General features: G+C 71.3%; 15 protein-coding genes and 2 tRNA genes. 10 read left to right on the top strand and 7 right to left on the bottom strand.

Annotated features, from left to right (window positions below; all coding sequences use genetic code 11):
- The first annotated feature begins 128 nt into the window (after positions 1–128).
- The 4 genes from ACF1A1_RS14195 (at position 129) to ACF1A1_RS14180 (ending at position 5,507) form a co-directional block, all read left to right on the top strand.
- Positions 129–3,110 carry a UPF0182 family protein gene (locus ACF1A1_RS14195; RefSeq protein WP_392000187.1) on the top strand — a complete coding sequence of 994 codons (2,982 nt, stop codon included), beginning with the start codon at positions 129–131 and terminating at the stop codon, positions 3,108–3,110.
- 66 nt (positions 3,111–3,176) lie between these two features.
- Positions 3,177–3,250, top strand: a tRNA-Met gene (locus ACF1A1_RS14190).
- 207 nt (positions 3,251–3,457) lie between these two features.
- A complete protein-coding gene (locus ACF1A1_RS14185; RefSeq protein ID WP_391999796.1) occupies positions 3,458–5,326 on the top strand; it encodes a tetratricopeptide repeat protein in 1,869 nt (622 codons plus the stop codon).
- A gap of 107 nt (positions 5,327–5,433) precedes the next feature.
- Positions 5,434–5,507, top strand: a tRNA-Met gene (locus ACF1A1_RS14180).
- Positions 5,508–5,981: 474 nt separating this feature from the next.
- Here ACF1A1_RS14180 and ACF1A1_RS14175 read toward each other — a convergent pair.
- The gene (locus ACF1A1_RS14175; protein ID WP_391999795.1) at positions 5,982–6,398 is read right to left on the bottom strand and encodes a Fur family transcriptional regulator; all 417 of its coding nucleotides are present in this window, start codon (positions 6,396–6,398) and stop codon (positions 5,982–5,984) included.
- Positions 6,399–6,646: 248 nt separating this feature from the next.
- Between ACF1A1_RS14175 and katG the strand changes: the two genes are divergently transcribed.
- Positions 6,647–8,878 (top strand): catalase/peroxidase HPI, encoded by a 2,232-nt coding sequence (gene katG / locus ACF1A1_RS14170; protein WP_391999793.1) that lies wholly within the window; start codon positions 6,647–6,649, stop codon positions 8,876–8,878.
- Positions 8,879–8,974: 96 nt separating this feature from the next.
- On the opposite strand, the gene ACF1A1_RS14165 is transcribed toward katG, so the two are convergent.
- Both ACF1A1_RS14165 and hisN read right to left on the bottom strand, forming a co-directional pair.
- Complete coding sequence (locus ACF1A1_RS14165) at positions 8,975–9,367, bottom strand: cyclic nucleotide-binding/CBS domain-containing protein (RefSeq protein ID WP_391999791.1); 393 nt, start codon at positions 9,365–9,367, stop codon at positions 8,975–8,977.
- 159 nt (positions 9,368–9,526) lie between these two features.
- Entirely contained in the window at positions 9,527–10,327 is an 801-nt protein-coding gene (gene hisN / locus ACF1A1_RS14160) for a histidinol-phosphatase (RefSeq protein WP_391999790.1), read from the bottom strand.
- Between the two features lie 302 nt (positions 10,328–10,629).
- Here hisN and ACF1A1_RS14155 point away from each other — a divergent pair, with 302 nt between their 5' ends.
- Positions 10,630–11,238: a TetR/AcrR family transcriptional regulator gene (locus tag ACF1A1_RS14155; protein WP_391999788.1), complete on the top strand. Its 609-nt coding sequence runs from the start codon at positions 10,630–10,632 to the stop codon at positions 11,236–11,238.
- A 119-nt stretch (positions 11,239–11,357) separates the two neighbouring features.
- On the opposite strand, the gene ACF1A1_RS14150 is transcribed toward ACF1A1_RS14155, so the two are convergent.
- From ACF1A1_RS14150 to ACF1A1_RS14135, 4 genes are all read right to left on the bottom strand, one after another.
- Entirely contained in the window at positions 11,358–11,681 is a 324-nt protein-coding gene (locus ACF1A1_RS14150) for a DMT family transporter (protein WP_391999787.1), read from the bottom strand.
- 74 nt (positions 11,682–11,755) lie between these two features.
- Positions 11,756–12,766: a ribosome small subunit-dependent GTPase A gene (rsgA, locus tag ACF1A1_RS14145; RefSeq protein WP_391999785.1), complete on the bottom strand. Its 1,011-nt coding sequence runs from the start codon at positions 12,764–12,766 to the stop codon at positions 11,756–11,758.
- Between the two features lie 11 nt (positions 12,767–12,777).
- Positions 12,778–14,118, bottom strand: coding sequence for a 3-phosphoshikimate 1-carboxyvinyltransferase (aroA, locus tag ACF1A1_RS14140; protein ID WP_391999784.1), 1,341 nt, complete (start codon positions 14,116–14,118; stop codon positions 12,778–12,780).
- A 155-nt stretch (positions 14,119–14,273) separates the two neighbouring features.
- Positions 14,274–14,996 (bottom strand): M50 family metallopeptidase, encoded by a 723-nt coding sequence (locus ACF1A1_RS14135; RefSeq protein WP_391999782.1) that lies wholly within the window; start codon positions 14,994–14,996, stop codon positions 14,274–14,276.
- 94 nt (positions 14,997–15,090) lie between these two features.
- Here ACF1A1_RS14135 and ACF1A1_RS14130 point away from each other — a divergent pair, with 94 nt between their 5' ends.
- The 4 genes from ACF1A1_RS14130 to rsrA all read left to right on the top strand — a co-directional run bounded on the left by ACF1A1_RS14130 (position 15,091) and on the right by rsrA (position 17,867).
- On the top strand, positions 15,091–15,930 hold the full coding sequence (locus ACF1A1_RS14130) for an SOS response-associated peptidase (RefSeq protein WP_391999781.1): 840 nt from the start codon (positions 15,091–15,093) through the stop codon (positions 15,928–15,930).
- Between the two features lie 7 nt (positions 15,931–15,937).
- On the top strand, positions 15,938–16,603 hold the full coding sequence (locus ACF1A1_RS14125) for an alpha/beta family hydrolase (protein ID WP_391999779.1): 666 nt from the start codon (positions 15,938–15,940) through the stop codon (positions 16,601–16,603).
- Between the two features lie 269 nt (positions 16,604–16,872).
- The gene (gene sigR, locus ACF1A1_RS14120) at positions 16,873–17,568 is read left to right on the top strand and encodes an RNA polymerase sigma factor SigR (protein ID WP_391999778.1); all 696 of its coding nucleotides are present in this window, start codon (positions 16,873–16,875) and stop codon (positions 17,566–17,568) included.
- Positions 17,565–17,867 (top strand): mycothiol system anti-sigma-R factor, encoded by a 303-nt coding sequence (gene rsrA / locus ACF1A1_RS14115; protein ID WP_391999776.1) that lies wholly within the window; start codon positions 17,565–17,567, stop codon positions 17,865–17,867. The genes sigR and rsrA overlap by 4 nt, the downstream gene beginning before the upstream one ends.
- The last annotated feature ends 7 nt before the right edge of the window (positions 17,868–17,874 follow it).

Raw genomic sequence — 17,874 nt, 5'->3', positions numbered from 1 at the left:
AACCGAGTAAGCGGTGAGTAAGTTGCATAGGTGTGGGCCCACGATCACGGGGGGCCACCCACGGTCCACGAACACGCGGGCCTGACGGACTCAACAGCGACTTTCGAGGTGCCACCTTGGCTTTCCAGATGCCGGACCGCGGCGGAGGCCCGACGGGGCCACGGATCAGAGTGGGCCGCCCGTCCCGGCGCGTCCGGACCCTGCTCATGACCCTGGGCGTCCTTGCCGTCCTCGGCATGGCGTTCACCATGTTCGCCGGATTCTGGACGGACTGGCTCTGGTACCGGTCGGTGAACTACTCGTCGGTGTTCACGACGACCCTGTGGACCAAGATCGGGCTCTTCTCCGTCTTCGGTCTGCTGATGGCGCTCGCGGTCGGCTTCAACATCTGGCTGGCCCACCGGCTGCGCCCGCCGCTGAGCGCCATGTCGATGGAGCAGCAGAGCCTCGACCGCTACCGGATGGGCATCGCTCCGTACAAGAAGTGGCTGCTGTTCGGGATCACCGCTCTGGTGGGGCTGATCGCCGGAGCCTCGGCGTCGGGGCAGTGGCGGACCTGGCTGATGTGGGTCAACGGCGTGCCCTTCGGGCAGAAGGACCCGCAGTTCGGCCTCGACGTCAAGTTCTACGCCTTCGACCTGCCCTGGTACCGGTTCCTGCTCGGCTTCGGCTTCGCCGCCGCGATCCTCTCCCTGATCGCCGCCGCGCTCACCCACTACCTGTACGGCGGGCTGCGCGTCACCAGCCCCGGCGCGCGTGCCACGGCCGCGGCCACCGGGCACCTGTCGGTGCTGCTGGGCCTCTTCGTCGCGCTGAAGGCGGTCGCGTACTGGCTCGACCGGTACGGCCTCGCGGTGAAGTCCAGCGACTTCAAGGCCACCGACAACTGGACCGGCCTGCGGTACGTCGACGCCAACGCCTATCTGCCGGCCAAGACGATCCTGTTCTGCATCGCCGTCATCTGCGCCCTGTTGTTCTTCGCCACCCTGTGGCGGCGCACCTGGCAGCTGCCGGTGATCGGCTTCGGCCTGATGGTGCTCTCCGCGATCCTGATCGGCGGCCTCTACCCGGCGATCGTCCAGAAGTTCCAGGTCCAGCCGAACGAGCAGGCCAAGGAAGCGCCGTACGTCGCGAAGAACCTCAAGGCGACGCGTGACGCCTACGGCATCGACGGCGCTCAGGTCACCGAGTACTCGGGGACGAGCAAGACCGAGGACAAGACGCAGCTGCGCGACGACGTCGACGCCGCGGCGAGCATCCGCATCCTGGACCCGAACATCGTGTCGCCGACGTTCCAGCAGCTCCAGCAGATCCGTAAGTACTACGCGTTCCCGAACAACCTGGACGTGGACCGCTACAGCGTGGACGGCTCGGACCAGGACACGGTGATCGGTCTGCGCGAGCTGAACCTCGCGGGCGTCGACAAGCAGAACTGGATCAACAACCACTTCCGCTACACCCACGGCTACGGCGTGGTCGCCGCCAAGGGCACCACCGCCGACGCCGACGGCCGCCCGGCCTTCACCGAGTCCGACCTGCCGTCCAAGGGCGTCCTCGGGCAGTACGAGCAGCGGATCTACTACGGCGAGAAGACGACCACGTACTCGATCGTCGGCGGTCCCCAGAAGGAGATCGACTACTCCGACGACGAGGGGGAGAAGACCACCAGCTACAAGGGCAAGAGCGGGGTCAACCTCTCCAACCCCGTCAACCGGGCCGCGTACGCCGCGGCGTTCGGCGAGCCGCAGATCCTGTACTCGGGCGCGATCGGTGAGGGATCGCGGATCCTGTACAACCGCACGCCCAAGGATCGCGTCGAGGCGGTCGCTCCCTGGCTGACCATCGACGGCGACGCCTACCCGGCGGTCGTGGACGGCAAGATCCAGTGGATCGTCGACGCGTACACGACCACCAACGGCTACCCGTACGCCTCGCGTACGACCCTCGGTGACACGACCGCCGACTCGCTGACCGCCACCAACAACAACCGCGCGGTGGTGGCCCAGCAGAACCAGGTCAACTACATCCGCAACTCGGTGAAGGCGACCGTCGACGCGTACACCGGCGACGTCAAGCTCTACCAGTGGGACACCCAGGATCCGGTCCTGAAGACCTGGATGAAGGCGTTCCCCGGCACGGTGGAGAAGAAGTCGGCGATCTCCGCGTCGCTGATGGCCCATCTCCGGTATCCGCAGGACCTGTTCAAGGTCCAGCGGGAGCTGCTCACCCGCTACCACGTGAAGGACGCGACGACGTTCCTCAGCGGCAGCGAGGTGTGGCAGGTGCCGGACGACCCGACCAACAAGTCGGGTGACGCGGTGCCGCCGTACTACCTGAGCATGAGGATGCCCGACCAGCAGGCGCAGGCGTTCTCGCTGACGACGACGTTCACGCCCAACGGCCGGGACAACCTCAGCGCGTTCATGGCGGTCGACTCCGAGGCGGGCACGCCCGACTACGGCAAGATCAGAGTTCTCAAACTGCCGACGAGCACGACCGTGGACGGACCCAAGCAGGTCCAGAGCCAGTTCAACTCCGAACAGGACATCGCCGAGTCCATCAGGCTGCTGAGAGGCGGCGACTCGGAGGTCGAGTACGGCAACCTGCTGACGGTGCCGCTCGACGGAGGACTGCTCTACGTGGAGCCGGTCTACGTACGCGGCGGTGGACTCAAGTACCCGCTGCTGCGCAAGGTGTTGGTGACCTACGGAGGCAACACCGCCTTCGAGGACACCCTCGAGGAGGCCCTCGACAAGGTCTTCGGGACGGCGGGCACGGCCCCGACGCCGCCGCCGGACGACGGCGACACCACGACCCCGCCGCCGACGTCCACCAACCCGACGGTCGAGGAGGCGTTGAAGGACGCCCAGGAGGCCTTCGCCGCCGGCCAGGAAGCGCTGAAGAAGCCCGACTGGGATGCGTACGCCAAGGCCCAGAAGGAACTCGAGGCGGCGCTGCAGCGGGCCGCGGAGGCCCAGGCCGCGGCGGACGCGAGCGGAAGCGGCGGCAGCAAGCCGAGTCCGAGCGCCAGCCCGGGCACCGGCCCGGCCGCGAGCGGCACACCTCGCAGCAGTCCCAGTGCCACTCCGAGCAGCAGTCCCAGCGGTTGACCGAGGGCGCTGACTCCGGCGGCTGATCAAGGCCGGCCCGCGCCGTGGTACGGTTGTCGAACACGGCGCGGGGTGGAGCAGCTCGGTAGCTCGCTGGGCTCATAACCCAGAGGTCGCAGGTTCAAATCCTGTCCCCGCTACTGAAAGCGAAGGCCCGGATCCTGAAAAGGATCCGGGCCTTCGTGGTGTGCGAACGCATGTGCTCGGGCCCCGGATCGCCGCGCCGCCTCGGGGAGTTGGGGGGAACTGTGTTTGACTTGTCTCTCTGTGGGCATGTCGACAAAACGCTGAAGTGACCTCACGGGCTGCGGTATACCAGGTGTACCCGGGTTGCAGGTGGTGCGACGATGGACGTTATGGGGGACAAGGCAACTCTGTTCGAGACAGGGCGATTTGTGCAGCCTTCCAGTGAGGAAGCGACCCCGGAGGGGACCCCGGACGACACTCCGTACGAGAGTCGGGAAGAGAACGGGGACGAGACGGGGGAGGCCGTCGAGGAGGCCCGCCGACGGCTCGCCGCCGAGGCCGGCGACGTCGAGGCGATGAGCGTTCTCGGGGCCATGCTGCTGCGCCGCGGCGACCTCGACGGAGCCGAACCCCATCTGCGTGCCGCCACCGCCGCCGGTGACCGGGCCGCCGCCAACAACCTGGGCGTCCTCCTCCACCAGCGCGGTTACTCCGACGACGCCGCTGGATGGTGGCGGGTCGCCGCCGTCGCCGGTTCCGCGGCCGCCGCGCACGCGCTGGGCCGCCACCACCGCGAGCGCGGCGACGAGCCGGCCGCCGAGTACTGGCTGCGCCAGTCCGCCGAGCAGGGGCACGTGCTGGGCGCGTACGCCCTCGCCGACCTGCTGGAGCACCGGGGGGACGGCGGGGCCGAGCGGTGGTTGCGGGCCGCTGCCGAGCGCGGGCACCGGGAGGCGGCGTACCGGCTGGCGCGCGCCCTCGACCGGCGGGAGACGGGAGGCGCCGACGGCGACAGGAGTGCCGCCGACACCGGTGGCTCCGCGTCCGCGGAGGCCGAGCAGTGGTACAGACAGGCCGCCGCGCGCGGCCACCGGCGGGCCGCACTGCACCTCGGGGCGATCCTGGAGAAGCGGGGCGACCTCAAGGAGGCCGGGCGCTGGTACCTGACGTCCGCCAAGGACGGCGAGCCGCGGGCCGCCTGCGCGCTCGGGTTCCTGCTGCGCGACGCCGGGGACACCGAGAACGCCGCCGTGTGGTGGCTGCGGGCGGCGCAGGACGGCGACGGCAACGCGGCGAACGCGCTGGGCGCGCTGTACGCCGAGCGGGGCCAGACCCAGACCGCCGAGCGCTGGTACCGGGCGGCGATGGACGCCGGTGACGTCAACGGCGCCTACAACCTCGGGTTGCTCTGCGCCGAGCAGGGCCGCACCGCGCAGGCCGAGCAGTGGTACCGGCGCGCCGCGTACGCCGGGCACCGGGAGGCCGCCAACGCGCTCGCCGTCCTGCTGTTGCAGGGCGGGGACACGGCCGGGGCCGAGCCGTGGTTCTCCAAGGCCGCCGAGGCGGGGAGCGTCGACGCCGCGTTCAACCTGGGGATCCTGTTCGCCGGGCGGGGCGAGGACGACGTGGCGCTGCGCTGGTACGAGCGGGCGGCGGCGGCCGGGCACACCGAGGCCGCGCTCCAGGTCGGGATCGCGCGGCTGCGGGACGGGGACGAGCTGGAGGCCGAACGGCATCTGCGCTGTGCCGCGGGCGGGGGGAGCGCGGAGGCGGCGTACCGGCTCGCGGCCGTGCTCGACGCGCGGCGGCCGCCGGCGTCCGCGCACGAGCTCGGGGAGTCGGCGCACGAGAAGACCGAGTGCGAGGAGTGGTACGAGCGGGCGGCGTCCCAGGGGCACCGCCGGGCGCAGGTGCGGGTCGGGATGCTGGCCGCCGCGCGCGGCGATGTGGTGGAGGCGGCCCGGTGGTACCGGGAGGCCGCCGAGGCCGGGTCGCGCAACGGTGCCTTCAATCTGGGGCTGCTGCTGGCCCGGGAGGGCAGCGAGCCGGAGGCGGCCGTGTGGTGGACGCGGGCCGCCGATGCCGGGCACGGTCGGGCGGCGTTGCGGCTGGCCCTGGTCTACGCGCGTCGGGGCGAGCTGGCCGAAGGACAGCGCTGGGCGGACCGGGCGGTGTCGCTGGGGCCGGGGGAGGTGGCGGCGCGGGCGGCGCGGCTGCGGGACGCGTTGCGTGAGGAACTGTCGGCCTAGTGGGTGCCCCGGGGCCGGGAACCTCCCGGTCACGGGGCGTCTCGCCTGGGCGTCCCGGTATTGATTTGCTTCGCTGGTCCTCGTTGACGTAACGTTGCATTCAACGACGCGGGGTGGAGCAGCTCGGTAGCTCGCTGGGCTCATAACCCAGAGGTCGCAGGTTCAAATCCTGTCCCCGCTACTGAAGGCCGAGGGCCGGAATCCGAAAGGGTTCCGGCCCTCGGTGCGTGTCGGGGCGTATCGGCGCGTGCCGGGACGTGTCCGGCCCAGGTCGGCCGGGCCGGTGACCCACCGCCTCCTCGTACGGGAGCCAGTCCACCGTCCTGGACTCCGGCAGGGGTGAGCCCGTCGTGATGCCCTGGCGCGATCGCGTGCTGGGCGGTGACCGCCGACCGCTTCCGTGTGCCGCGCGATCCGCGGCCGGGCGGCCCGGGTGTCGGGCGAACCGTGCGCCGAGGGCTTTCTGCGCAGGGCGACCCATGGGTGGGGCGATCGGTGCGCCGGGTGACCCGTCCGCGGCGTGGCCCGTTCGCCGGGCGATCCATGCATGTCCGGCCATGGATCGGGTGCCCCGTCCCGCCGGGTGGCAGCGTGAAGCCCCGGCCCCCTTGTGGGGTGCCGGGGCTTTCGGGCGTGGGTGTCTACGCCGTGTGGTTCACGCCGCCGCGCAGTTCGGGCAGAGGCCGCGGTACGTCACCTCGACGTCCGAGACCGTGAAGCCGAAGCGCTCGGAGTCGGGGAGGTCGGCGAGCGGGTTGCCGCTCGGGTGGACGTCGCGGATCGCGCCGCACTGGGCGCAGACCAGGTGGTGGTGCGGGCGGTGGGCGTTGGGGTCGTACCGCTTGGCGCGCTTGTCGGTGGCGACCTCGAGCACCTCGCCGAGCGAGACCAGCTCACCCAGCGTGTTGTAGACGGTCGCCCGCGAGATCTCGGGCAGCTTGGCGACGGCCCGGGCGTGCACCTCGTCGGCCGTCAGATGGACGTGATCGCCGTCGAGGACCTCGGCCACGACGCGCCGCTGCGCGGTCATCCGCCATCCGCGACCGCGCAGCCGTTCCAGAAGGTCACTCATACGAATCAGCCTAACAGCAGGGGGACCAGGTCCCGAATGGGTGTGACTTTGGAGTCTCACTTGACTTAGACATTGTCCATTGTAGGATCGACCTCGGCTTCGGCCAAGCGACAGGAACAGGCAGAAGTCAGCACCTGGCAGAAGTGAGTCGGCACCACCAGCGAGAGCCCGCCGGGGTGTGCGCCCCGGCCTTCCCGCCCGCAGTTCCTGAGCCCCGTGATCCGCCCAGCCCCCTAAAGGATTCCCCCATGACCGAGAACCATGACGCGATCGTCACTGACGAGAAGCCGGCGGAGGCAGGCAAGTGCCCGGTCGCGCACGGGCGCGCCCCGCACCCCACTCAGGGCGGCGGAAACCGTCAGTGGTGGCCGGATCGCCTGAACCTGAAGATCCTCGCCAAGAACCCCGCCGTGGCGAACCCGCTCGGTGAGGAGTTCGACTACGCCGAGGCCTTCAAGTCCCTGGACCTCCCGGCCGTGAAGCGGGACATCGCGGAGGTGCTGACCACCTCCCAGGACTGGTGGCCGGCCGACTTCGGGCACTACGGCCCGCTGATGGTCCGTATGGCCTGGCACAGCGCGGGCACCTACCGGATCAGCGACGGCCGCGGCGGCGCCGGCGCCGGTCAGCAGCGCTTCGCCCCGCTCAACAGCTGGCCGGACAACGCCAACCTCGACAAGGCCCGCCGTCTGCTGTGGCCGGTCAAGAAGAAGTACGGCCAGAACCTGTCCTGGGCCGACCTGATGATCCTCGCCGGCAACGTCGCCCTGGAGACGATGGGCTTCGAGACCTTCGGCTTCGCCGGCGGTCGCGCGGACGTGTGGGAGCCCGACGAGGACGTGTACTGGGGTCCCGAGACCACCTGGCTCGACGACCAGCGTTACTCGGGCGACCGTGAGCTGGAGGAGCCCCTCGGCGCGGTCCAGATGGGCCTCATCTACGTCAACCCGGAGGGTCCGAACGGCAACCCGGACCCGCTGGCCGCGGCCCGCGACATCCGGGAGACCTTCCGCCGGATGGCGATGAACGACGAGGAGACGGTCGCCCTGATCGCGGGCGGTCACACCTTCGGCAAGACCCACGGCGCGGGCCCGGCTGACCACGTCGGCAACGACCCCGAGGCCGCCTCCATGGAGGAGCAGGGCCTGGGCTGGAAGAGCACCTACGGCACCGGCAAGGGCGGTGACACGATCACCAGCGGTCTCGAGGTGACGTGGACCAGCACCCCGGCCCAGTGGAGCCACGGCTTCTTCAAGAACCTGTTCGGCTACGAGTGGGAGCTGACCAAGAGCCCCGCCGGCGCCCACCAGTGGGTGGCGAAGGACGGGGCCGGCGCGGGCACCATCCCCGACGCCCACGACCCGTCGAAGAGCCACGCCCCGACGATGCTCACCACCGACCTCGCGCTCCGGTTCGACCCGGCGTACGAGCAGATCTCGCGGCGCTTCCTGGAGAACCCCGACCAGTTCGCGGACGCGTTCGCGCGGGCCTGGTTCAAGCTCACGCACCGTGACCTGGGCCCGGTCGTGCGCTACCTCGGCCCGGAGGTCCCCTCCGAGACGCTGATCTGGCAGGACCCGCTGCCGCAGCGCACCTACGAGCTGATCGACGCCGCGGACGTCGCCTCCCTCAAGGTGAAGATCCTCGAGTCCGGGCTCACGGTGTCCGAGCTGGTGTCCACCGCCTGGGCGTCGGCCGCCTCCTTCCGCGGCAGCGACAAGCGCGGCGGCGCCAACGGCGCGCGCATCCGCCTCGAGCCGCAGATCGGCTGGGAGGTCAACCAGCCCGACCGGCTCCGGCAGGTGCTGCGCACCCTGGAGGGCGTCCAGGAGTCCTTCAACGCCGCCCAGACCGGTGGCAAGCAGGTCTCCCTGGCCGACCTGATCGTGCTCGCGGGTGCCGTGGGCGTTGAGAAGGCCGCCAAGGACGCCGGCTTCGACATCGAGGTGCCCTTCACGCCGGGCCGGGTGGACGCCTCGCAGGAGCAGACGGACGTCGAGTCGTTCGCCGCGCTCGAGCCGAAGGCCGACGGGTTCCGCAACTACGTCGGCAAGGGCCAGCGCCTGCCCGCCGAGTACCTGCTGATCGACAAGGCGAACCTGCTGAACCTGAGCGCGCCCGAGCTGACGGTCCTCGTCGGTGGCCTGCGCGTCCTGGGTGCGAACTACCAGCAGTCGAAGCACGGCGTGTTCACGGACACCCCGGGCACCCTGACGAACGACTTCTTCGTCAACCTGCTCGACCTCGGCACGTCGTGGAAGTCGACCTCCGAGGACCAGACCGTGTTCGAGGGCCGCGACGCGGCCACGGGCGAGGTCAAGTGGACCGGCACCCGTGCCGACCTGGTCTTCGGCTCGAACTCCGAGCTGCGTGCGCTCGCGGAGGTCTACGCGAGCGACGACGCCAAGGAGAAGTTCGTGAAGGACTTCGTCGCGGCGTGGGTCAAGGTCTCGAACCTGGACCGGTTCGACCTGGTCTGAGCCCGCACCCGGGCTTGAGCCGAGCTGAGCGGCGGGCCGGATTCCCTTCGGGGAGTCCGGCCCGTCCGTGTGTGCTGGTGAGGGGAGCGGAAGCGGTCAGGCCGGTATCTGCTGCCGTGCCGGGACCCAGCAGCGGATGATGTCGCGGACCGAGACGATGCCGGCCGGCTCGCCGCGGTCGAGGACGACGAGATGCCGGAAGCCGCCGTGGGTCATGGCGTGGGCCGCTTCCTCCAGGGTCCAGACCGGGGCGGCGAAGACGACGTCGGTGGTGGTGTGGGCGTGGGCGCGTTCGGTGTCCGGGTCCTGGCCCAGGCCGAGGGAGTTGAGGATGTCCCGTTCGGTGAGGATGCCGATGCCGCCGGCGTCCGGGTCGAGGACCACGGCCGCGCCGACGCGGCGTGCGGACATCAGGGCGGCGGCCTGTCGGAGGGTGTGGGCGGGGCCGATGGTGAGGACCACCGTGCTCATGGCGTCGCGGACGAGCATGGGTTCCGAGTCACCTCCTGGGAATCACCGGGACCACCGGGGTAGTTCGGTGATTCACAAATTCACAAAATGAGGGTGCTCTCAGGGTTGCAGGTAAAGCGAGGGTCAACAAGAGGGCGCGCGCGGCCAATTGAGGGCGCGCGCGCTCATCTGTGTCGCCTACCGGCGCGGGTTGAGATACCCCAGCAGCTCGTCGTGGAGCAGGCCGTTGGACGCGGCCGCGTCGCCGCTGTGCGGGCCCGGACGGCCGTCGAGGCCGGTGAAGGTGCCGCCCGCCTCCGTCACGACGATCGCGGTGGCGGCCATGTCCCAGAGCGACAGCTCGGGTTCGGCGCAGATGTCCACCGAGCCCTCGGCCACCATCATGTAGGGCCAGAAGTCGCCGTACGCGCGCGTACGCCACACCTCGCGGGTGAGGTCGAGGAAGCCGTCGAGCCTTCCCCGCTCCTCCCAGCCGCTCAGCGAGGAGTACGCGAAGGAGGCGTCCGAGAGCCTCGAGACGCGGGAGACCCGCAGACGGGTGGCCGAGGAGAGGCTGCGGCCGCTGTAGGCGCCGTGACCCTTCGCGGCCCACCAGCGGCGGCCCAGGGCGGGGGCGGAGACGACGCCGACCACGGGCTGGTAGCCGCCCTCCGCCGCCTCCATCAGCGAGATGAGAGTGGCCCAGACGGGAACGCCGCGTACGTAGTTCTTGGTGCCGTCGATCGGGTCGATCACCCAGCGGCGGGGACCGGTGCCCTCGACGCCGTACTCCTCGCCGAGGATCGCGTCACGGGGGCGGGCCCGCTGGAGCTGGCCGCGGATGAGTTCCTCGGCGGCCTTGTCGGCCTCGCTCACCGGAGTCATGTCCGGTTTCGTCTCGACCTTGAGGTCGAGGGCCTTGAAGCGGTCCATGGTCGCGGCGTCGGCGGCGTCCGCGAGGACGTGCGCGAGGCGGAGGTCGTCGAGGTAGTCCGGCATGGGACAAACCGTATCCGCCGAGGTTGGGGTGGGGCCACAGGGGTTCGGGGAGTGGACGGGGGCTTGAGTCCGTGATTGCTGGGCACCCAGCTTGTCCGGGTGCGTGACTGCCGAGCACCCTGCTTCTGTCCGGGCCCCTCCCGTCGGCCACCTCCCCGGCAGGGCCCTGCCCCAGTCCGTAACGCCCCCTCACAGACCCACACCCCCATGGCCAACACCCACCCCCGCTCCTCCCGCGAACCCTTGACAGTGCATGCGGGCGCGTCAAACCTGGGCGCAGACTCGCTCGCCCCAGGGAGGCGATGATGCCTGCAGCGCGGGAATCCCTACTGGACGCCGCCTTCGCGGCGCTGACGCGCCGGCCGTGGGCCGCCGTGCGGATGGTGGACGTCGCCGCGGCGGCCGGGGTGTCCCGGCAGACCCTGTACAACGAGTTCGGGAGCAAGGAAGGGCTGGCCCGGGCGCTCGTCAGGCGGGAGGCCGACGGGTATCTCGCCGGGGTCGAGCGGGCCCTGGCCGTGCACGGGGACGCCCGGGAAAGGCTCACCGCCGCGGCCGAGTGGACGGCGTCGGCCGCGCGGGGCAACGTGCTCGTACGGGCCATCCTCACCGGCTGCTGGAGCGAGCGCCTGCCGTCCCCGACGCTCTCGGCGGTGCCGTCCTCCTCCTCGGTTCCGGCGCAGCGGCGGGCGGACGGGCCGCTGCCCTCCCCCGGCGATGTCGTGGCGACCGTCCGGGACCGGGCCGTGGCCGCGCTCACCGGTCCCGGCACGACGCCGGACACCACCGACCTGGCCCGCTCCTGCGAACTGGCCGTCCGGCTCGCGCTGTCCTGCGTGGCCGCGCCCCCCGGCGAGGGCGGGGTCGCGGACCTGGTGCGCGGCGCCCTGCACCGGCAGTCCGCCGACTAGCGCACGGCGCCCACCGGCCCCTGCCGCGCCGACGCCTGGAGGGCCGCCCCGGCGCGCGGCCGTAGGGGCTGTCGTCAAACTCGCGTCGTCGCCCGCAGGCGGGAGTTTGACGACAGCCCCTAGTGCGCCGACCCCGACAACTGCAACCCGATCACCCCGATGATCACCAGGCTGATCGAGACGATCTTCAGGACCGACACCAGGTCGTCCAGGAAGACCATTCCGTAGATCGCGGTGCCCGCCGCGCCGATGCCCGTCCACACGGCGTACGCCGGGCCCACGTCGAGCTTCTTGAGGGAGAGGGTCAGCAGGCCGAAGCTGCCGAGGGCGAACACGCAGAAGGCGATCGTCGGCCACAGCCGGGTGAACCCGTGCGAGAGCTTCAGGCAGACGGCGAAGCCGGTCTCGAGCAGTCCCGCGACGATGACCAGCAGCCACGCCATGTGCTGTCCTCCCGTTGTGCGGCTCGGTGCGAGTATGCCCTTACCGGACTCACGTACCGACAAACACGCGGAGGTCAGTCGCCTTCCTTGCGCTCCCGCGTGGACAGCAGCCGGCGCAGGGAGTACAGCCGCGCCGGATCCGCGTGGCCCTCGGCCACCCACGCGTCCAGCGCGCAGTCCGGCTCGTCGTGGCTGCACGCGCGGGGGCAGCCCACCGTGCCCGGTTCCAGATCGGGGAAGGCGTGGATCACCCGGGACGGGTCGACGTGGTGGAGCCCGAAGGACCGTACGCCCGGGGTGTCGATCACCCAGTCGTCCGTACCCGCCAGGGGCAGCGCGAGGGCCGACGTCGTGGTGTGGCGGCCGCGGCCGGTCACCGCGTTCACATGGCCCGTCAGACGGCGCCGCTCCTCCGGGACCAGCGCGTTGACCAGGGTCGTCTTGCCGACGCCCGAGTGGCCGACGAACGCCGTGATCCGTCCGGTCAGATACGCGCGCACCCGGTCCGCCGCCTCGCCGTGCTCCAGTTCCTCACGGCTGGTGACGACGTACGGGATGTCGAGGTGGCCGTACAGCTCCAGCAGCTTGTCCGGCGGGGCCAGGTCCGACTTCGTCATGACCAGCAGGGGTTCCAGGCCGCCGTCGTAGGCCGCCACCAGGCAGCGGTCGATCAGACGGGGGCGGGGCTCGGGGTCGGCCAGGGCCGTGACGATCGCCAGCTGGTCGGCGTTGGCGACCACCACCCGCTCGTACGGGTCGTCGTCGTCCGCGGTGCGGCGCAGCACCGAGGTGCGCTCCGCGATGCGGACGATGCGCGCGAGTGAGTCCTTCTTGCCGGACAGATCGCCGACCAGGGCGACCCGGTCGCCCACGATGGCCGCCTTGCGGCCCAGCTCGCGGGCCTTCATCGCCATCACGATCCGGTCGTCGACGAGACACGTCAGACGCCCGCGGTCGACGGTGAGGACCAAGCCCTCGGCGGCGTCCTCGTGCTTGGGCCGGATGTTCGTCCGCGGCCGGTTGCCCTTGCGGTTCGGGCGGGAGCGGATGTCGTCCTCGTCGGTGTGCTTGCCGTAGCGGCGCATGGCGGAAGTCCTCAGGCCCCGAGCATCCCGGTCCACAGCTCCGGGAAGTCCGGCAGGGTCTTCGCCGTCGTCGCCACGTTCTCGATCCGCACGCCCTCCACCGCCAGACCGATGACCGCGCCGGCCGTGGCCATGCGGTGGTCGTCGTACGTGTGGAAGGTCCCGCCGTGCAGCGGGCGCGGGCGGATGTGCAGCCCGTCGGCCGTCTCCGTCACGTCTCCGCCGAGTTCGTTGATCTCCTTGGTGAGCGCGGCCAGCCGGTCCGTCTCGTGCAGCCGCAGATGCGCCACGCCCCGCAGGGTGGACGGGGAGTCCGCGAGGGCGGCGACCGCGGCGATGCCCGGGGTCAGCTCACCGACGTCGCCGAGGTCGACATCGATGCCGTGGACCGAGCCCGAACCGGTGAACACCAGGCCGTACTCGGTCAGCCGGCAGGAACCGCCCATCTCGGTGAAGATCTCCCGCAGCCGGTCGCCCGGTTGGGTGGTGCGGGCCGGCCAGTCGGGGATGACGACCCTGCCGCCGGTGACCAGCGCCGCCGCCAGGAAGGGCTGGGCGTTGGACAGGTCCGGCTCGATCGTCAGGTCCCGGCCGAGCAGGGCACCCGGCGTGACCCGCCAGACGTTCGGCTCGCCGCCCGACTCCGGGGTGTCCACCTGGGCGCCGACCGCGCGCAGCATGTCCACCGTCATCCGGATGTGCGGCAGGGAGGGGAGCGTCGAGCCGGTGTGGCGGACCTCGACGCCCTGGTTGAAGCGCGGGCCGGACAGCAGCAGCGCCGAGACGAACTGGGACGACGAGGAGGCGTCGATCTCCACCGGGCCGCCGTCCAGCGCGCCCCCGCCGTGCACCGTCAGCGGCAGCGCGCCCCGGCCGTCGTCGTCGATCCGGGCGCCGAGGACCCGCAGCGCGTCGATGACGCCGTTCAGGGGGCGCTCGTACGAACGGGGATCGCCGTCGAAGCGGACCGGGCCGTCGGCGAGCGCGGCCACCGGCGGCAGGAACCGCATCACGGTGCCCGCGTTGCCGACGTCGACCGTGGCCGGACCGCGGAAGCCCGCCGGCAGCACCCGCCAGGCCTCGCCGGTGCTGTCGGGACCGCCCGCGACGGAGGAGCTGGACGACACCGTCTCCTCGATGCCCACGCCCATCGCGCGCAGGGCGTCGGCCATCAGCAGGGTGTCGCGGGAGCGGAGCGGACGGCGCAGCCAGCCGGGCTCGGAGGCCAGGGCGGCGAGGACGAGGGCGCGGTTGGTGACCGACTTGGACCCCGGCACGTGGACCGTCGCGTCGACGGCTCCGCTCGCGTGCGGGGCGGGCCAGAGGGCGGTGTGGGCGGGGGTTTCGGGCATGCGCCCACTTTAGTCTGCGGCCGTCGTCCGGGTGCAGCGCCGTGGTTGGCGGCCGTCGTCCGGACGCGGCGCCGTCGTGGGTGGTCGTGCCCCGCGGCGCCGCCGCACACCGACACCGCCCCGCGCCCCGCCCGGGGCCCTCCGGCGGGGTCCGGTCAGACCTCCAGCAGCCACCTTCCCCCGCCGATCAGGGAGCACAGGCTCACCGCGTGGAAGAGGAACAGCCACAGCACGGCCGGCGCGTGCGTCAGCCGCGACAGCTGGTCCGCGTCCGAGTCCCCGGCGCCGCCCTGTGACCGCTTCGCCTGCAACTCGAACGCCGGGCGCACGCCCCCCAGCAGCAGGAACCACACCACCGCGTACGCGAACGCCGCCTGCACCTGCGGGCCGGTCAGCCAGGACACCAGCAGGAACGTGCCGCCCGTCAGGACCACGGTCAGTGCCCCGTACGCGTTGCGGATCATCACCAGCATCACCACCAGCAGGGCCGTCGCCAGCCACAGCAGCAGCGTGATGCGGCCGGCGCCGAGCAGCGCGGCGCCGCCCAGGCCCAGCAGCGGGGGAGCGGTGTAGCCGGCGGCCGCGGTGAGGATCATGCCGAGGCCGTGCGGCTTGCCGCGGCTGACGGTCAGGCCGCTGGTGTCGGAGTGCAGGCGTATGCCGGTGAGCGTGCGGCCCGTCACCAGCGCGACCAGGCCGTGGCCGCCCTCGTGGGCGATGGTGATGGCGTTGCGCGAGACGCGCCACAGGGTGTGGGGGACGACTATGGCGAGCGCGGCGACCAGGGTGGCGAGCACCACCCACAGGTCGGGGTCGGGCTGGGTGCCGAGAAGCCGGTCCCACAGGTCGGGCAGCGCGGTGGCGGCGGTGCTGTCCATGGTCCTTGGTGGCTCCTCTGGTCCGGGTCGGCGCGGGGCGCCGTTGTCGGGGTTCGGTGGTCGGGTGACGGGTGGGCCTGGCAGTGTGGCACGTATGTGCGGACGGTATGCAGCGAGTCGCAGGCCCGAGGATCTCGCAGGAACCTTTGAGATCGACAAGTGGGAGCCCGAGGAGACCCTGGAGCCCGACTACAACGTGGCCCCGACGAAGGAGGTCTACGCGGTCCTCGACCGTCCCCTGAAGGACGTGGACACCGCGCCCACCGGTTCCTCCGCCACGGGGCGCCCGGTCCGCCAGCTGCGGAAGCTGAAGTGGGGTCTGGTCCCCTCCTGGGCCAAGTCGCCCGAGGGCGGCGCCCGCATGATCAACGCGCGCGCGGAGACCGTGCACGAGAAGCCGTCGTTCCGCCGCGCCTTCGCCTCCCGGCGCTGCATCCTGCCCGCCGACGGCTACTACGAGTGGGTCACCGGCAGGCAGGAGCGGGACCTGGAGGTCGAGGGCAGGAAGAAGCGGCCCCGCAAACAGCCCTATTTCGTGCTGCCGGCCGACGGGTCGGTCTTCGCGATGGCCGGGCTGTACGAGTTCTGGCGGGACCGGACCCTGCCCGACGGCCACCCGCAGGCCTGGTGGGTGACCTGCTCGGTCATCACCACGGAGGCCGAGCGGACCCCGCTGGCCGTGACCCCCGCCGACGGCCCGCACTCCCTGGCCGACATCCACCCCCGGATGCCCCTGATGCTCACCCCCGACCGCTGGGACGCCTGGCTGGACCCGGCGTGCACGGACGTCGGCGACCTGCGCTCACTGCTCGAACCCCCGCCGGCCGGTCTCCTGCGCGCCTACCCCGTCACCACGGCCGTCAGCAACGTCCGCAACAACGGACCGGAGCTGCTGAAGGAGCTGGACGGGCCCGAGGAGGGCACACTCTTCTGATGTGGCTGTGACTGATGTGACTGTGACGACCGAGACCGTGCCCACGGACGCCGGCGACGCCCGAATCACCTGGCACAGGGCCCGCGAGGCGCGGCTGCTGCTGGCGGTGAGCCACGGCGCCGGGGGCGGCGTCGAGGCACGCGACCTCCAGGCCCTGGCCGCCGTCCTCCCCGGGCACGGCGTGACCGTGGCCCTCGTCGAACAGCCCTGGCGGGTGGCCGGCAGGAAGGTGGCGCCCGCGCCGAAGACCCTCGACGTCGGCTGGCGCGGGATCTGGCCGGCCGTCGCCCGGCCCGGGGTGCCGGTGATCTCGGGCGGACGCAGCGCGGGAGCGCGCGTGGCCTGCCGTACCGCCACCGAGCTCGGCGCCCACGCCGTCCTCGCGCTCGGCTTCCCGCTCCACCCGCCGGGCAAGCCCGAGAAGTCCCGCGCTGGGGAACTGCTCGGCGCCGGCGTGCCCACGCTGGTCGTCCAGGGGGGCAACGACCCCTTCGGGAAGCCGGAGGAGTTTCCCGAGGGCGACTTCGACATGGTCGAGGTGCCGTACGGCGACCATGGCTTCGCCGTCGGCAAGCGGGCGCAGATCAGCCAGGAACAGGCGCTGGAGATCATCACCGCGGGAGTCGTCGGGTGGGTCGGCTCGCTCGGCCCGGGCCGGATCGGGCACGGGTGAAGCGCGGGGAATGTTGCGGGGCGGGCCGCTGTTGAGACCGACGGAAGTGCTGGACACGCAGCACCGATGTCATGGGAGAGGAAGTCCGCCGCATGGGTTCGACCATTTGCCCGAGCCGCACGGGCCTGGACTGGACGGTGCTGCACATGGCCAGGACCACTCCTTTCGGAGCGGCGGCAGGCACTGGTCGGCATGCCGCCCAGTCCGCCGGTCGTCTATCCTCCGATTCGAGTGGGGCCGGTCTCGGTCCCGCCCACGATCTTGAGGAGGTGGGTCCGGTCACCGGTACCGACGCAGGGACCGACAACGGCCAGGCGGAGCTGCCCGAGGGCCAGGGCGTGGGCGTCGGGGCGAGCGACGAGTCGACCGCCGAGCGCAGTGCGCGCTTCGAGCGGGACGCGCTCGAGTTCCTCGACCAGATGTACTCGGCCGCCCTGCGCATGACGCGCAATCCGGCGGACGCCGAGGACCTGGTGCAGGAGACGTACGCCAAGGCGTACGCGTCCTTCCACCAGTTCCGCGAGGGCACCAACCTGAAGGCCTGGCTGTACCGGATCCTCACCAACACCTTCATCAACTCGTACCGCAAGAAGCAGCGCGAACCCCAGCGCAGCGCGGCCGAGGAGATCGAGGACTGGCAGCTGGCGCGCGCCGAGTCGCACATGTCGACCGGTCTGCGCTCGGCCGAGTCCCAGGCTCTGGACCACCTTCCCGACTCGGACGTGAAGGAAGCGCTTCAGGCCATCCCCGAGGAATTCCGCATCGCCGTGTACCTCGCCGATGTCGAGGGCTTTGCGTACAAGGAGATCGCGGACATCATGGGGACACCCATCGGTACGGTGATGTCCCGGCTGCACCGGGGCCGCCGTCAACTGCGCGGCATGCTCGAGGACTACGCCCGTGAGCGCGGGCTGGTCCCGGCCGGCGCCGGAGAGTCGAACGAAGCGAAAGGCTCGGGCTCATGAGCTGCGGAGAGCCGCACGAGACGGACTGCGGTGAGGTCCTCGACCATCTCTACGAGTTCCTCGACAGTGAGATGCCGGACGTCGATCGCGACAAGTTCAAGCAGCACTTCAGGGAGTGCTCGCCCTGCCTGGAGAAGTACGGGCTCGAAGAGGCCGTGAAGAAGCTGGTCAAACGGTGCTGCGGCCATGACGACGTGCCGACCGACCTGCGCTCCAAGGTCATGGGCCGGATCGACCTGATCCGCTCCGGACAGGCCGTGCCCGAGCACGACGTGACGGCCACTCCTCAGGAGTCCTGACACTCCC

Source organism: Streptomyces sp. NPDC014995 (assembly GCF_043080745.1).
Classification (GTDB): Bacteria; Actinomycetota; Actinomycetes; order Streptomycetales; family Streptomycetaceae; genus Streptomyces.
Note: the sequence above shows the minus strand (reverse complement) of the source record. Positions and strands in the feature narration are given on the sequence as shown.

Coding starts and splice junctions, on each gene's coding strand:
- rsrA (WP_391999776.1), top strand. CDS start 17,565: ATGAGCTGCGGAGAGCCGCACGAGACGGACTGCGGTGAGGTCCTCGAC.
- ACF1A1_RS14135 (WP_391999782.1), bottom strand. CDS start 14,996: ATGGACAGCACCGCCGCCACCGCGCTGCCCGACCTGTGGGACCGGCTT.
- ACF1A1_RS14175 (WP_391999795.1), bottom strand. CDS start 6,398: ATGAGTGACCTTCTGGAACGGCTGCGCGGTCGCGGATGGCGGATGACC.
- ACF1A1_RS14155 (WP_391999788.1), top strand. CDS start 10,630: ATGATGCCTGCAGCGCGGGAATCCCTACTGGACGCCGCCTTCGCGGCG.
- ACF1A1_RS14185 (WP_391999796.1), top strand. CDS start 3,458: ATGGACGTTATGGGGGACAAGGCAACTCTGTTCGAGACAGGGCGATTT.
- ACF1A1_RS14130 (WP_391999781.1), top strand. CDS start 15,091: ATGTGCGGACGGTATGCAGCGAGTCGCAGGCCCGAGGATCTCGCAGGA.
- rsgA (WP_391999785.1), bottom strand. CDS start 12,766: ATGCGCCGCTACGGCAAGCACACCGACGAGGACGACATCCGCTCCCGC.
- katG (WP_391999793.1), top strand. CDS start 6,647: ATGACCGAGAACCATGACGCGATCGTCACTGACGAGAAGCCGGCGGAG.
- aroA (WP_391999784.1), bottom strand. CDS start 14,118: ATGCCCGAAACCCCCGCCCACACCGCCCTCTGGCCCGCCCCGCACGCG.
- ACF1A1_RS14195 (WP_392000187.1), top strand. CDS start 129: ATGCCGGACCGCGGCGGAGGCCCGACGGGGCCACGGATCAGAGTGGGC.
- ACF1A1_RS14150 (WP_391999787.1), bottom strand. CDS start 11,681: ATGGCGTGGCTGCTGGTCATCGTCGCGGGACTGCTCGAGACCGGCTTC.
- hisN (WP_391999790.1), bottom strand. CDS start 10,327: ATGCCGGACTACCTCGACGACCTCCGCCTCGCGCACGTCCTCGCGGAC.
- ACF1A1_RS14165 (WP_391999791.1), bottom strand. CDS start 9,367: ATGCTCGTCCGCGACGCCATGAGCACGGTGGTCCTCACCATCGGCCCC.